Raw genomic sequence first — 15,665 nt, forward strand, 5'->3', positions numbered from 1 at the left:
AATTTTTTCGAATCAATATGCGTATATATTGTTAAATCTGCATTTTTGATATGATTTATTTAGTAATTTTATGTAAAAGATTAACAATGAAAAAAACGATAGTTATAATTTTCATTTACTTATTTACTAGCCTTGTTGTTGCACAACAAGGATTTCAGTTTGAAAAAAACATGAATAAAATTAGTGTCCCTTTTCAATTGATTAATAATTTAGTTTTTGTGCCTATAAAAGTAAATGGCGTCGAATTGAATTTTTTATTGGATACCGGTGTTGCCGAAACCATATTATTTAGTTTAAAAGATAAAAAAGAAGTTCGTTTTTTTAATGCCGAAAAAATATTATTGAAAGGTTTAGGCAGCCAAGAGGCTGTTGAAGGTTTGAAATCCACTAATAATATTTTAGAATTCAGTAGTATGAAGTATAGCAATCACATGCTCTATATTATTTTAGACCCTGAATTTAATTTGTCTTCACATGTTGGGATTCCCGTTAACGGAATTATTGGGTATCATTTTTTTCGAAATAATTTAGTAGAAGTTAATTACAGGAAAAAGAGAATTATCGTGTATAAAGACACCGATAGAAATCGGAAAAAAATCAAAAAAAGTTACAAAACAATTCCTATTACCATTGAAAAATTTAAACCTTATTTAAAAAGCACAGTGATTCAAAATGCAAAAGAAATTTCAGCAAAGTTATTGATAGATATAGGGAATAGCGATGCGATATGGTTGTTTCAAGATCGATCAGAATGGATTAAAATTCCGGCAAAAAATTTCGAAGATTTTTTAGGAAGAGGTTTTAGTGGTGATGTACTAGGAAGAAGAGCCATAACTGAAAAGATTGAAATAGGAGATTTTGAATTTAATAATCCTGTGGTCGCCTTTCCCGATTCGGTATCCATTAGAAATGTAAATATGGTGCCAGATAGGAGAGGTTCAGTAGGAGGAGAAATTATGAAGCGATTTACAGTTGTTTTTGATTACCAAAACAACCTACTGTATTTAAAAAAAAACCGTGATTATAAAGCTCCCTTTAGCTATAATAAAAGTGGCGTTGAGATCCAACAGAACGGTTTGCAGTGGGTTCAGGAAACCGTGCGAATGGAAACGGTTCCGTTGTCTAAAAAATATAATGAGTTTGGTATTGTTAAAGTATTTACCAATGACTTTAAATACAAATTCCAATTAAAGCCTATTTATCAAATCGCCCATGTTAGGCAGAATTCTCCCGCCGCGAACGCAGGATTGCAAAAAGGAGATATAATCATTTTGATTAATAATAATCCCATTCACAAACATTCATTACAAGAGATTAATGCGCTCTTTAGGACGGAAGAAGAAAAATGGATTACGTTAGAAGTAGAACGTAAAAGCGAAATTTTAAAGTTTAGTTTTCAATTGTATAATATTTTATAGACAGAAAACGCTTTTGGAAATAATATCCAAAAGCGTTTTTAATTTTTTTTTTCTTCTGCAAATTAATTAGAAATAACTTCTCCTTTAATTTTCAGAGCAACTCTTCCCGCTTCATAATTCACTGCATTTGACTCAACGGTTAACGTTTTTCGGATTGGTCCTGGTGCCATATTGTATTTTACAGTTATTATTCCTGTTTTTCCAGGCATGATCGGTTCATCAGGCTTTGTAGGAACCGTGCAACCACATGTTGATAGAACATTTGTGATAATTAATGGAGCATTACCCGTGTTTGTAAATATAAAATCACGAGCGCCATTTTCATTCTTAGTAACCTTTCCGTAATCGATAGTATTGTCTTTAGCAGCAAATTCAATTTTTGGGCCATTTTGAGCAAAACTACTAGTACTGATTAAGGCGAACGCGAATAAAGCTATTGTTTTTTTCATTTTCTTATATTTAAATTCATTTAGTAAATTTACTTTCTTTTAATTAACGTACAAATTTTTATTTCTCTTTTTATAGTGTACTTAATTATTTACTTTTGTTCCCAATTAGAATTACAAATATCAGACCAAAGATTAATTTTGGTTTTAACAGTTGCTTTTTATGACAATATCTGCACAATTTGACGCTAAAACCATTGAGAATAAGTGGTATGACTACTGGATGAAGAACAATTATTTTCATTCAGAACCTGACCAAAGAACACCTTATACCATTGTAATTCCTCCGCCTAATGTTACTGGAGTTTTACACATGGGACACATGTTAAATAATACCATTCAAGATGTATTAATTAGAAGAGCGCGGCTTAAAGGATTCAACGCTTGTTGGGTTCCGGGAACAGATCACGCGTCAATAGCCACTGAAGCTAAGGTAGTTGCAAAATTAAAAGCGGAAGGGATTAATAAAAATGATTTGACTCGTGAAGAGTTTTTGAAACACGCTTGGGAATGGACGGATAAATATGGTGGAGTAATTCTCGATCAATTGAAACAATTGGGCTGTTCTTGTGATTGGGAACGCACTAAGTTTACGATGGATCCTGATATGTCAGCCTCGGTAATTCGTTCTTTTGTCGATTTGTACAATAAAGGCTTGATTTATAGAGGATACCGAATGATTAATTGGGATCCCGAAGCTAAAACTACGTTGTCTGACGAGGAGGTAATTTATGAAGAACAACAAGGAAAATTGTATTTCCTAAAATATAAAATTGAAGGTGGTGAAGACTTCCTGACGATTGCTACAACGCGTCCGGAAACTATTTTTGGAGACACTGCAATTTGTATTAATCCAAATGACGAACGTTCTGCTCATTTGAAAGGCAAAAAAGCGATTGTTCCTATTTGCGGAAGAGTAATTCCAATTATTGAAGATGAATATGTTGACATCGAGTTTGGAACGGGTTGCTTAAAAGTCACTCCGGCGCACGACATGAATGACAAAGCATTGGGAGAAAAGCATAATCTTGAAATTATTGATATTTTCAACGAAGATGCAACTTTGAATAGTTTTGGACTACATTATCAAGGACAAGATCGTTTTGTGGTTCGGGAAGCAATTGCCAAAGAATTAGAAACCATCGGAGCTTTAGCAAAAACTGAAATTTACCTGAATAAAGTAGGAACTTCTGAAAGAACCAAAGCGGTCATCGAACCTCGTTTATCAGACCAATGGTTCTTGAAAATGGAAGATTTGGTAAAGCCGGCAATCAAATCCGTTTTAGAAGATGGTGAAATCAAATTGCATCCTGCGCGTTTTAATAATACGTACGCACACTGGTTGAACAACATTCGTGACTGGAATATTTCGCGTCAATTGTGGTGGGGACAACAAATTCCTGCGTATTTCTATGGAGATGGGAAAGAAGATTTCGTTGTTGCTGAATCTATCGAAGAAGCTTTAGTTTTAGCTAAAGAAAGAACCAACAACTTACAACTTACAACTTCAGACCTAACTCAAGATGTTGATGCATTGGATACTTGGTTTTCTTCTTGGCTGTGGCCAATGTCGGTTTTTGGAGGAATAATGGATCCAGAAAGCGAAGATTTTAAATACTATTATCCAACGAATGATTTAGTTACCGGTCCGGATATTTTGTTTTTCTGGGTAGCTAGAATGATTATTGCAGGATATGAATATACAGGCAAAAAACCGTTTACAAATGTGTATTTGACTGGTTTAGTGCGTGACAAACAACGTCGAAAAATGTCTAAATCGTTAGGTAATTCACCTAATCCTTTGGATTTGATTGGAAAATTTGGTGCTGATGGAGTTCGTGTGGGATTGCTTTTGAGCGCTTCTGCAGGGAATGATATAATGTTTGATGAAGAATTGTGTAATCAAGGAAAAGCGTTTACCAATAAAATATGGAATGCTTTCAAACTAATAAAAGGTTGGGACGTTTCGGATACAATTGCGCAGCCGGAATCTTCAAAAGTGGCAATTGAGTGGTACGAAGCTAAATTGCAACAGACACTGCTAGAAATCGAAGATAATTTCGGAAAATATAGAATTTCCGATGCTTTAATGGCAATTTATAAATTGGTTTGGGATGATTTCTGTTCTTGGTTTCTCGAAATGATAAAACCGGGTTATCAACAGCCAATTGACGGCGTAACTTTTGCGAAAGCGATAGAAATGCTTGAAAATAATTTAAAATTATTGCATCCGTTTATGCCATTCCTAACAGAGGAAATTTGGCAAATTCTTGCCGAACGAACTACTGAAGAAGCGTTAATCGTTTCGATTTGGCCAGAAATGAAACCTTTTAACGCCGCTATTATCGCTGATTTTGAAAATACAATCGAAGTGATTTCTGGAATCAGAACGATTCGTAAAGACAAGAATATTGCGTTTAAGGATGCTATTGAACTGAAAGCGGTAAATAACGATAAAGCATCCACGTATTTTGATTCGGTAATCATTAAATTAGGAAACATCACTTTGTTAGAATATGTGTCGGATAAAGTAGACGGAGCTCTATCTTTCCGTGTAAAATCGAATGAATATTTCATCCCAATTACCGGAAATATAAATATTGAGGAAGAAATTTCAAAACTAACTGCTGAGTTGAAGTATACGCAAGGTTTCTTGAAATCAGTGCAAAATAAACTGGGGAACGAGAAATTTGTCGCGGGTGCCCCGGAAAAAGTTTTGGCAAACGAAAGACAAAAAGAAGCCGATGCTTTATCTAAAATTGAAACAATCGAACACAGTTTAGTCGGATTGAAATAAAATTTATTTTACGTATAGCATTCAAAATCCCATTCGCCTTGGCGAATGGGATTTTTTTGTTGAAAAGTTGAATAAATACTTTGTTTTTGGTTAAAGTGAAATACTTGCTTTTTATAATGATTTGATACTATTTTATCGATAAACGACAGTGGTATTGTGCTTTAAAGAGTATTTTATCCTTTAAACGATTTTTTTGCATGTATTGAAATTTTGTTACTATGTTTGTGAGGCAATTCTCAATTATACAGTAGTAAAAAAAATGAAAAAAATATTTAATCCAGTCTATAGAGACCACTACCTTGACGGATATTCAATGGGTTTAAATCCATTTATGGAATTTAATTTTGCAGAAACAAATGAAGCTTTCATTGCTGGATTTGATTCTGGAAGATCAGACTATGAACGGATGAACGGAACTATTAGTGATGGAATTCCACCATGTATTGTTACTAATAAAATTCTGGAAGATTTTCTTCTTGCGGGTTTATTAGACTTGAGAACCCATACAGAAAACTATACTTCACATCAGAAAGACTTAATATCAAGATGGTATCAAAGTGGTGTAGAAAAACAAGAGCCAAATCAAAGTATCGCTCTTGATGAATTATTGGAAAAGAACGGAATTCAAATAAATTAAAGTTTTTTTCAAATAGCGAAAACTAATAATCGTGCAATAACCTGCCCCCAAAAAGTTAGATACTATTTGGGGGCAGTCTATTCTTAAATGATTCGCACTTCGAAACAGAATCCGGTTCCCCATTTTATAAATAACCTGAAGTTAAGCCTGATAGATGAGATGGACCACTAATTGTATGCAGCTATTGTGATTTCCGAACGAGTACAGACATTCTCGGGTATCATTTTTTCAAACCACAAAAAAAGCTTTCTAAACAAATAATCTTGACATCTGAAATGTTTTAGATATCTATCCCTATAATACCTTTTAACGGCCAATTTAATCATCGGATCCTAATTTATAGAAATTAGCTGATCGAAAACTAATTTGGTCAAAAAACAGCTATTTTTGTCCGTCGTTATTTTGATTTTGTAAAACTAAATTGCGATTTTTATAAAAAGACATTAATTGGGCTTCTTTTTTTATCGGATACAAAAGACAGTTTAATTAGCATTACATTTATACGATTCTTTGGACTGGTTAGTAATAGTTTATGGCCTGACACAAATATCTATTTTCAGCAAAAAATATTTTGAGATTAGTTTTTTAGTACATTTATTAAAATTTATAAAATTTAGCATTTTGAAAATTTCTAAAACATGGGTAGTTCTATTCTTCGTATTTGTTAGTTTTGGTTATGCGCAAAATAAGCTAACCGGAAAGGTTGTGGATTACAAGAATAAACCAGTAGTAAATGCAAGGATATATTTAGATTCCATTTATTCAAACGTTTCTACAAATAGGAATGGAAATTTTGAAGTTTTACTTCCTAAAAAGGTTGCTGTTATTAACGTGTACTCACATAAATATGGTTTGTTGTCTTCTAAATTCAATAATGAAAATGTAATGACTTTCATGTTTTTAGAATCTCAAAAATCGATAAAAAATCGAGTCAAAAATGGAGATAATATAAATGTAGGATATTCTGAAGTGGATAAGCAATATAAAGTATATACAACACAAAGTTTAGATGCTCAAAACGATAAAAACGCAAGTATTTATAATACTATTTATGACCTTATTCGAGGGCGTTTAGCAGGGGTTACTGTCACTAGGGACAATAAAATATCGATTAGGGGAGTAAGTTCACTTCGAAACATTGGCGAGCCATTATTTGTAGTCGATGGCGTAATCGTGTCAAGTATTGATTATATTTTCCCTAATAATGTAAAAAGTGTAAGCGTATTAAAAGATGCAGCCGCATCTATTTATGGAGCCCAGGGAGGTAATGGAGTTATCCTGATTAAGACTAAGTAAAGTGTAATCTTCATGTATTTATTTATTGTATTCGGATTATCTATTTTGGAATACTATTTTTCGTCCAAACTGCGATTTCACCTGAATGAAATTTAAGTTTTATATTTTCTGGAATTTATTCTATCGTATAATTTATGCTTTTTAGACTATCATAAAATTAAAAAATCCCTAGACGATAAAATGTATTGTCTAGGGATTTGTCATGTCAGTTCGGGACTGATTTATTTACGATAATAATTAGGAAACATTCAATAGTGGCGACGTTCATTTTAATAATACAATCTGAAATCGAGTAGTTTGCAAAGGCCATAGTGTTTTTCAAATAACTCTTTGACAATTTCGGCCACATCATCCAGCTCTGCAAATAAGCCAAAGAAAGCTTTGTCGAGAGCGATGCTGGTTAAGTCGTACAATCCTGCACCATAACCAGAAATAGCTCGCGCTCCTGTAATATCTAAAAAATATTGTGCTTCTTCCGGGCTTAAGTCTAATGTCTTTGAATTGGCGAAATGTAAAATTTTTCCTTTCATTTTTCCTTCAAAAAGCTCGGCTATTTCTACTAAACTATAGTAATAGTCATTAAGGCAAATGTTATTTCCTTCACCTTGCATTACTAAATAGATTATTTCATAATTGGTAAAATTATGATCCTCGTAGAGCAACGTATTTAAACTTTCTTCTAATCCTTCAATAGTATCACATGTTTTATAAATACTGGTAATACCTTGTTCAACGGTTAGTCGTTCTAAGTTTTTGAACACTTCACAACTAGTGTCGGTTTCTATATCGGAAACGGCTTCGAGGCAGAAAATAAATGTATCTGAATCCATGTAATTTAGTTTATTTAAGTGATATAATACAAACAACTATTTTTTACAATTAAATGGCAAGAACGGGCACTCTAAACATTATAAAAACAAGCGAACGTTTTTTTACGACTTTTTTCAATGCACGAAATTCTCTTAGATCAGAGTTTAGTAATTTCATTTTGTAAAATTACTTCAGAAAGAAATTTGTTGTTAGTATTTAGCAATAAATAGTTATTAACTTTTCGCCAAAATTTAGAATTTTCGGTTTTTTTAATGTAAAAATAACTTCGAAGCAAAAACACCGCTGAGAGTTGAGATTTTTATTGTGAGTACAGGTTGCAAATGCTTCTTTGCTTTACATTTGAAAAAAAGAAAAGACAATGCATGGAAAATTTATATTTTTACAAATAAACGTCACTCTAAGCGTTAAAGTATGAAGGATAAATAATATTTTAAACATAAAAAAGCCCTAACATATTGATGTTAGGGCTTTTGTTTTGGTAGCGAGACCGAGATTTGAACTCGGGACCTCAGGGTTATGAAAATTGAAATGTCACTTTTATTACTTTGTAAAGCACTGATTATTAGGGGTTATGTTTTTGAGCATAAATTGGTTTATGTCGTGTTTTTTACTTTTCCTCACTCTTTTTCCTCACTCCTCTAATTTCGAACATATTTTTTTTTCGATATATGAATTAGCTTGTAATGTCACTCAACTAAAGCGACTTTAATTGTTTTAGAAAAATATAACAGATATGGAAATAGGGAATTCAATTGTACTTTTTTCAAGACATCTCATTTAATTATACCCAACGGGTTTTTATAATTTTGTTCTAAAGTATAACGTTCTTATTTAGCTATTGTATAATCTTACTAAAAATTAAGTGACACCTTATCTATTACTGATAGAACGAGTTTTATGTGCTTTTTAGATAAATAGAGGCGAAAATGAGTATTGCAATATTAAGTAAATACCGGTCTATCACTTCTTATGTTCATATTGAATTAAATATATAAAATTGTTATAAGAATAATGCTAAATTTTATTGACTGCTTTAAATGGAGGCATGTATCCAAAAAAACAATGCCTGAAGATTCCCGCCAATTTTCTCTCTTAATTTATTAAAGGCTTTTGTTATTTGAGCTTCAACAGTTTTGATGTTTATTTGCAGATAAATTGATATTTCAAGATTAGTAAGTCCTTCTTGTTTGCTTAAAATAAAAATCTCTTTGCATTTGGGAGGAAGTTTTTGGATTTCTAGTTTTAATATTTTAACTAGGCGTGCAGTTGTTTCATATTCATCCTCATCCATAACAAAGTCAAGAGCCTTAATGTGAATTTTTTCAATTGCGAGCGTAGATTTGTTTTTTCGATATTGATCAATGAATTCGTTTTTTACTGACCTTAACAAGAAGTTTTTAATATTAATATCCTCATTTAAATAAGTTCTTTTTGTCCAAATGTTTAATAGTACATTCTGAACAATGTCTTCAGATTGAAAATTATTTCTTACTAAACTATTTGCAAACACACATAAAAGGTGGTGATACTTGTCCGTTAGATAGGTATATGCTTGTTCATCTCCTATTTTGAGATGTTGAATCAATACTTTGTCTTCTTCAAATTTATTTATCACTTTCTGCATTAAATGCAATATACATAAATTTCTGACAATTTGTATTTTGATGATATAATAAAATATTGTCGTGGTTTTTTTTAAAGTAACAAATGGTATTATGTGCTTATAGTCAATGTTTTAATCATTAATTTTTAAATATTTTTTATTTGCATTAAGCGTATAGTAATTTCAAATAGAAGCATTAAACCTTGTTTATTTGGCCTTAAATAAATATAATATTAAAAAATATTAATAAATAGTAAGGGTATTCGTAATTGGTTTCGTCATAGGATAAAACAAGACAATGTCATTTATAAAAAACAGTAAGATGGAAGGTATAATTGTCAAATATTTAAGTACTCAGGCAACACCTATTGAAACGGAGAAACTGCTCGAGTGGTTAAAAGAACCTGAAAATATAATTATTTATAATTTGTATGTAAAAGTAAATTATGCAGCTGATTATGAATTAAAAAAATTTGATACCGAAAAGGCAAAAAGAGGGGTAATACAATTTATTCACAATGACAAAAATATTCAATTAAAACGGAAGCGTAATTTGGTTTTAAGATTTGCGGCAGTATTAATTCTTTTAATAGGTATCAGTCAGTTGTTTAATAGTATTGAGACTGATAATTTGGAAAGGACTACTTTAATCGCCAAAACTGACATTATCACCTTGCAGTTACAAGATGGAACTGTCGTATCTCTAGATCCAGAGGACTCTACTAAAATAAAAAACATTAATGGAAGGATTGTGGGGAATCAAAAACGCACACAACTAGTCTATACAAGTTCAAATAGACACAATAAAATTGAATACAATACCCTGAAGGTTCCTAATGGGAAAAGATTTAATGTGACTTTATCTGATGGTACTTTAGTTTATTTAAATGCGGGAAGTACTTTAAAATACCCTATTGATTTTATAGAAGGAAAAGCAAGGAAAGTTTTTTTAAGCGGAGAAGCCTATTTTGATGTGTTTAGTGATAAAAAACATCCATTTATTGTCAACATTAACAAAGTTAATGTAAAAGCTTTGGGAACGGAATTCAATATAACCTCTTATCCGGAGGATAATTCTATAAATACTGTTTTAGTTGAAGGCTCTGTGAAAATATATGAGAAGGGAAAAGAAGACCAAATTTCTTCTTCCAAGGTAATTAAGCCTAATTATCTAGCAGTGTGGGATAAAAAAAAGGAATCCATTTCTGTTAAAAGTGTTGATTCAAAAATTTATACAAGTTGGCTAAGTGGTAAATTGATTTTTAGGAATACAAAATTTAAAGAAATCAGAAAGGTACTAGAGAGAAAATACAATATCAAAATAATAAATAATAGTAGCGCATTAGATGAACAACTTTTTGATGCCACATTTGATATAGAAAGTATTGAACAAATACTGAATTCATTTAGTTCCATTTATACGATTAATTACAAAATAGAAGATAATGTAGTCATAATTAATAACTAAAGAAATAGGCCTATGGATAAAATGAATTTAGATACTTATTTAAAAAAAAATCGGAAAATGCTCTAACATTTCCCGATAATATTAAAATGATTTAATGAAAAACAAATTAAACCAATACTCAAGGCAAAATTATGAAAAAAATTATTTATTCAAAGGAAAAGATAGTTAATCCTTTAAAACTCTCCCTAAAGATGAAATTAACAATACTGTTAATAGTGGTTTCTTTTTTTAAAGTAGAAGCTAGTACTTATTCTCAAAATACAAATGTTTCCTTAAATATGAAGGATGTAAGTGTTGAAAGCGTTTTGCATGAGATAGAATCATTATCTGACTTTAAATTTATGCTAATGCGTGAAAATATTGATTTAGATAGAAAGATTTCTATAAATGTTAATAAAAAACGGATTGACGAAGTTTTAGATAATATTTTTTTTAATGAAAATGTTAAATTTGAAGTGCTTCACAAACAAATTATATTAAAAAAGAAGGAAAGAATGTTACTCATTCAGGAGGATATAAAGGTAAATAATTTAATTCTTCAACAGCTAATTAAAGGAAAAGTTACTGATAATAAAGGGGAAGCCTTGCCAGGAGTTTCTATTCTGATAAAAAACACTCAGAAAGGCATACAAACTGATTTAGATGGGAATTATGCTATCACTGCAAGTGCAAATAACGTTTTAATATTTTCCTATTTAGGTTTTAAAACCCAAGAGATTTTAGTGGGCAGTAACGTAGTGATAAACGTTAGTATGATACAAGAAGGCCAAAATCTTGAAGAAGTTTTAGTTGTAGGTTATGGAAAGTTGGCTAAAAAAAGAGTAACAGGTTCAATTTCTTCTATTTCATCGAAACAAATTGAAGAAATTCCGGTAGTAAGTATTGAAAATGCTATTGTTGGGCAGGTTGCAGGAGTGCAAGTACAGGAAACTTCGGGTGAGCCTGGAGCCAGTCCTACAATAAGAATCAGGGGAACAGGTTCAATTTCTGCAGGTAACGATCCCCTTTATGTTGTTGATGGTATCCCGATTTCAAAAGGATCAGCATCCCAAAGTCAAGGTGAGATTGTAGGGAGGCTAGGTAGTTTTGCACAGCCATCAGCTAATCCTTTGGCTACAATAAACCCTAATGACATAGCTTCCATCGAAATTTTAAAAGATGCTTCAGCAGCAGCTATATATGGCTCAAGAGCGGGGAATGGGGTTATACTTATTACTACAAAGAAAGGGTCAAATACTGATGAAGGTGTTTTTTCATTTAATTCCTTTTTTGGTTTGCAAAGTGTAGCAAACCGTGTGGACTTAATGAATTCGGAAGAGTTGATAGCTTATACACGTGATGCTAGAAATAATAATTATATTTCATCAGTAGCCGGAGCGTCTATAAATGATCCAATTGGCCCTGGTCAAAGAGGTAATACAAATTATGAGATGCCTGAATCCTTCCTTAATTGGGATGGAACAGATACAGATTGGCAAAAGTTAATCTTCAAAACAGCTCCTATGAAAAGTTATAATTTGTCTTACGCCTCTCCCCTTAAAAACAACACTAGTTTTTATGTTTCAGGAGGTTATTTTAATCAAGAAGGTGTTGTGAATAAAACAGAATATGAGCGATTTACATTATTAGGGAATTTAAGTTCACAATTAACAGATAAATTAAGTTTAGATTTGAGGTTAGCACCTTCCTTAACTAATAATCAGAAGAAGCCAGTTAATGCGCCTTATTTCGCTACTCCCCCGGGAATTGTATATTCAGCTTTAGTTCACTCTCCAACTGTACGACCTTATAATGCTGATGGTTCAATTAATCAAACAAATAACCAATCACATTTAGGAGGAGGGACAACTACAGCGAGTAATCCATTAGCGATAATTGAAGGTATTGATGATCAATTGTTTCAATTCCAAAATCAAGCTTCATTGGGATTATCTTATGAAATCGTGCCTAAACTAATTTTTAAAACTTTTGGAGGCTCTTATTTAAATGTTTACAATAGAGATTATTACCAAGCAAATTCTTTGTTATTCAGAGAGGCAATCAAAGGAGTTTCAAATGCACAATCTTCGTCGTCAACTCAGTTTAATTATTTATGGGAGAACACTTTAAATTGGGAAAAAGAGTCAGATAGTCATTATTTTAATGGAATAGGAGGTTATTCAATCCAAAGAGATAAAATTAATATTACCCAAGTACAAGCCAATAAATTTCCAGATGATTTGGTTCATACTATAAGTGGAGGTCAGGTATTCGCTGGAACTTCAATAGAAGAAGAATGGTCATTAGTTTCTGGATTTTTAAGGATGAATTATAGTTTTAAAGATAAATATCTTTTTACAGGAACTATGAGGTCTGATAGATCTTCAAGATTTGGGAATGACAATAAAACAGGTTACTTTCCCTCTTTTTCTTTAGGTTGGAGGGTAAATGAAGAAAGTTTTATGCGTTCAGTGAAAGCTATTTCAGAACTAAAGCTTCGTTTTAGTTGGGGGCAAACAGGAAATTTTGAAATACCGAATTATGGATCTATAGGTTTATTGAATCCCTTTAATTATAACTTTAATGGAACACAAGTTAATGGATTGGTACAATCTACGATATCGAATCCAGACCTTACTTGGGAGAAATCAGCGCAAACCAATATCGGGATTGAGTTAGGAATGTTTGAAAATCGCTTGTTCCTGTTAGCAGATTACTATAAATCAATCACTTCTGATTTGTTACTCAATGTAAGTGTATCTTCTGTATCCGGCTTTAGTACTACTTTACAAAATTTGGGAAAAGTAGAAAATAAAGGAATAGAATTAGCTCTAAAATCAAGGAATCTTGTCGGAGATTTTACTTGGGACACTGAGTTGAATTTTTCAAGTAATAAAAATAAAGTACTTTCATTGAATGCGGGTAATGAGCCAATTTATTCAGCGGGAGGTGCAGGAGTTAGACACGTTACTCGTGTTGGAGATGCGATTGGTAGTTATTATGGTTATGTGGTTGATGGTATTTATCAAAATGCACAAGATATTTTAAATTCACCCTTTGATACACAGGCTCCAAAGCCAGCTCCAGGAGATTTAAAATTTAAGGATGTAAATGGAGATGGAAAAATAACACCTGATGACAGAACCGTTACTGGTAGTTATTTTCCCGATTTTACGTGGGGAATCACCAATCGTTTTAATTATAAAAATATAGATATGAGTATTCTTATACAAGGAGTTGAGGGGAATGAAATTTTAAATTTAACCTCTAGACACCTTAATAATGGGGAGGCAAACTTTAACTCATATTCAATACAAAATGAAAGGTGGATTTCAGAGGAACAACCAGGAAATGGAAAGGTGCCTAGAGCTGATAGAGAATCGGGACTCCACGGTAATAATGGAAGGCCTTCATCCTATCAGGTTGAAGATGGATCTTTTGTTCGACTAAGAAACATATCACTAGGGTATACATTACCTTCTAAAATATTATTTGGTGGTGCTATCGATAAGCTTAGAGTATATGTTACAGGTAATAATTTATTTACTCAAACCGATTATTTGGGTTACAATCCAGAAGTTAGTAATATTTCAAGTGGATTAACGCCGGGAGAAGATTACGGAGCCTATCCACTTAATAAAACAATTGTTTTTGGAATAAACCTCAATTTTTAATTTTAAAAAAAGACAAATGAAAAAGATATTTTTTACATTAATTGGATTAATTGTTTTTACATCATGCAGTGATAGTTTTACTGACTTAGCACCTATCTCTAATAGAAATGAAGCTGATTTTTATAAGAATTCAGATGATTTTATCAGTGCAATAAATTCAAGTTATAGAGGATTGTTAGCAAATGGAGTGTATGGTCGAGCATATTGGACCATGTTTGAAATGAGAAGTGACAATACTGATCAAGGCCCGGATCAAACCGGTTTAGCAAGTCAATTTAAAGAAATAAATTCGTTTACTGAGAATGCGTTAAATGAATATGTGGAATCAGCATGGAGTGGCTCATATAGGGTTATTGCAAATAATAATGTTATTCTAAGCAGAATAGATCCTATAGAAATGGATGCTACATTAAAAAACAGGATTATTGGAGAAGCCTTGTTTTTAAGATCTTTAATGTATTATCATTTAGCAGTTGCTTTTGAAAATATCCCACTTCAGTTAATCGCCTTTAAACCTGGAGATAAACTAACGCAAGTTCGTTCAAGTGAAGTATACAATCAATTAATTACAGATTTAATTAAGGCTGAAGCGAATTTAGGAGTATCTTATTCTGACGTTAATAAGGGGCGAGCAACAAAAGGAGCTGCAGCTACCTTATTGGCTAAAGTTTATTTAACAGTAGGTAAAAAAAGTGAAGCCGAAGTGGTTCTAAGAAGAATTAAGAATACGTACAACTACAGATTGTTAAATGATTACTCTGCTTTATGGGGTAAAGTAAACGAAAATAATGCCGAATCAATATTTGAAGTGCAATTTTTAAGCGGAGGTATTAGCCAAGGCAGTTCTTTTACAAATGATTTTTCTCCTAGCGCGTCTTTACAAACGGGTCAAGGATTTGGAAGAAATCGTCCTACAGAATCAATGAGAAATGATTATTTAGTTAACGACAAAAGATTTAATCCCTCAATGGGAGCAAAGTGGGTAAATCTTTCAGGAACTACGATTACACAAAATTATATAAAAAAATACTTCAGTAACCCCCCTTTAGAAAATGATTCTGACATAAACTTTGTAGTGTTTAGATATGCAGATGTGTTATTGATGTTGTCAGAGGCAATCGGTGAATCAAATGAAAGTTACAGTTACATTAATGAAGTAAGAAACAGAGCTGGTTTAGCTAATATAGATCAAACGACACCTGGTAGTTTTAAAGAGAAATTACTGAAAGAAAGGCGCGTCGAGCTCGCATTTGAAAACCACAGGTTTGCCGATTTAAAAAGATTTGGCGTACTAAAAGAAAAGGTACTTGCGGCTGAGCCTTTTATTGAAAGTTCAAGAATCAGGGAATCTTTTCTAATACCACAAAGAGAATTAGATATTAATAAAAATTTTGTGCAAAATAAATAATGAGATACCCGTTATGTGTAATTGCTGAAAAAGTCAATTTCGGGTATTTTTTGTGAAGTAAAATCCAATAAAAAAAACGTATCGAGAATCGGTTTTCAATAAATTGTT

At 32.1% G+C, this 15,665-nt stretch carries 10 protein-coding genes; 7 read left to right on the forward strand and 3 right to left on the reverse strand.

Annotated elements, in window-relative coordinates; genetic code table 11:
* Positions 1-86: 86 nt before the first annotated feature.
* Positions 87-1,418 (forward strand): PDZ domain-containing protein, encoded by a 1,332-nt coding sequence (locus ACNQGJ_RS11415; protein ID WP_417972854.1) that lies wholly within the window; start codon positions 87-89, stop codon positions 1,416-1,418.
* Between the two features lie 62 nt (positions 1,419-1,480).
* On the opposite strand, the gene ACNQGJ_RS11420 is transcribed toward ACNQGJ_RS11415, so the two are convergent.
* Positions 1,481-1,867, reverse strand: coding sequence for a DUF1573 domain-containing protein (locus tag ACNQGJ_RS11420; RefSeq protein WP_417972855.1), 387 nt, complete (start codon positions 1,865-1,867; stop codon positions 1,481-1,483).
* Positions 1,868-2,027: 160 nt separating this feature from the next.
* On the opposite strand from ACNQGJ_RS11420, the gene ACNQGJ_RS11425 reads away from it, so the two are divergent.
* The 3 genes from ACNQGJ_RS11425 to ACNQGJ_RS11435 all read left to right on the forward strand — a co-directional run bounded on the left by ACNQGJ_RS11425 (position 2,028) and on the right by ACNQGJ_RS11435 (position 6,594).
* Positions 2,028-4,661 (forward strand): valine--tRNA ligase, encoded by a 2,634-nt coding sequence (locus ACNQGJ_RS11425; RefSeq protein ID WP_417972856.1) that lies wholly within the window; start codon positions 2,028-2,030, stop codon positions 4,659-4,661.
* Positions 4,662-4,992: 331 nt separating this feature from the next.
* Positions 4,993-5,298, forward strand: coding sequence for a hypothetical protein (locus ACNQGJ_RS11430; protein WP_417972857.1), 306 nt, complete (start codon positions 4,993-4,995; stop codon positions 5,296-5,298).
* 621 nt (positions 5,299-5,919) lie between these two features.
* On the forward strand, positions 5,920-6,594 hold the full coding sequence (locus ACNQGJ_RS11435; RefSeq protein ID WP_417972858.1) for a TonB-dependent receptor plug domain-containing protein: 675 nt from the start codon (positions 5,920-5,922) through the stop codon (positions 6,592-6,594).
* 269 nt (positions 6,595-6,863) lie between these two features.
* Here the strand turns inward: ACNQGJ_RS11435 and ACNQGJ_RS11440 are convergent, their stop codons facing one another.
* Together ACNQGJ_RS11440 and ACNQGJ_RS11445 are read right to left on the reverse strand one after the other, a co-directional pair.
* Positions 6,864-7,424 (reverse strand): DUF6642 family protein, encoded by a 561-nt coding sequence (locus ACNQGJ_RS11440; RefSeq protein WP_417972859.1) that lies wholly within the window; start codon positions 7,422-7,424, stop codon positions 6,864-6,866.
* Between the two features lie 1,034 nt (positions 7,425-8,458).
* Complete coding sequence (locus ACNQGJ_RS11445; RefSeq protein ID WP_417972860.1) at positions 8,459-9,049, reverse strand: RNA polymerase sigma factor; 591 nt, start codon at positions 9,047-9,049, stop codon at positions 8,459-8,461.
* Positions 9,050-9,350: 301 nt separating this feature from the next.
* Here ACNQGJ_RS11445 and ACNQGJ_RS11450 point away from each other — a divergent pair, with 301 nt between their 5' ends.
* The 3 genes from ACNQGJ_RS11450 (at position 9,351) to ACNQGJ_RS11460 (ending at position 15,557) form a co-directional block, all read left to right on the forward strand.
* Positions 9,351-10,496 carry a FecR family protein gene (locus ACNQGJ_RS11450; protein WP_417972861.1) on the forward strand — a complete coding sequence of 382 codons (1,146 nt, stop codon included), beginning with the start codon at positions 9,351-9,353 and terminating at the stop codon, positions 10,494-10,496.
* Between the two features lie 131 nt (positions 10,497-10,627).
* The gene (locus ACNQGJ_RS11455; protein ID WP_417980366.1) at positions 10,628-14,149 is read left to right on the forward strand and encodes a SusC/RagA family TonB-linked outer membrane protein; all 3,522 of its coding nucleotides are present in this window, start codon (positions 10,628-10,630) and stop codon (positions 14,147-14,149) included.
* 16 nt (positions 14,150-14,165) lie between these two features.
* The gene (locus ACNQGJ_RS11460; protein WP_417972863.1) at positions 14,166-15,557 is read left to right on the forward strand and encodes a RagB/SusD family nutrient uptake outer membrane protein; all 1,392 of its coding nucleotides are present in this window, start codon (positions 14,166-14,168) and stop codon (positions 15,555-15,557) included.
* Positions 15,558-15,665 lie beyond the last annotated feature (108 nt).

The organism is Flavobacterium cryophilum (genome assembly GCF_048286555.1).
Taxonomy (GTDB): domain Bacteria; phylum Bacteroidota; class Bacteroidia; order Flavobacteriales; family Flavobacteriaceae; genus Flavobacterium.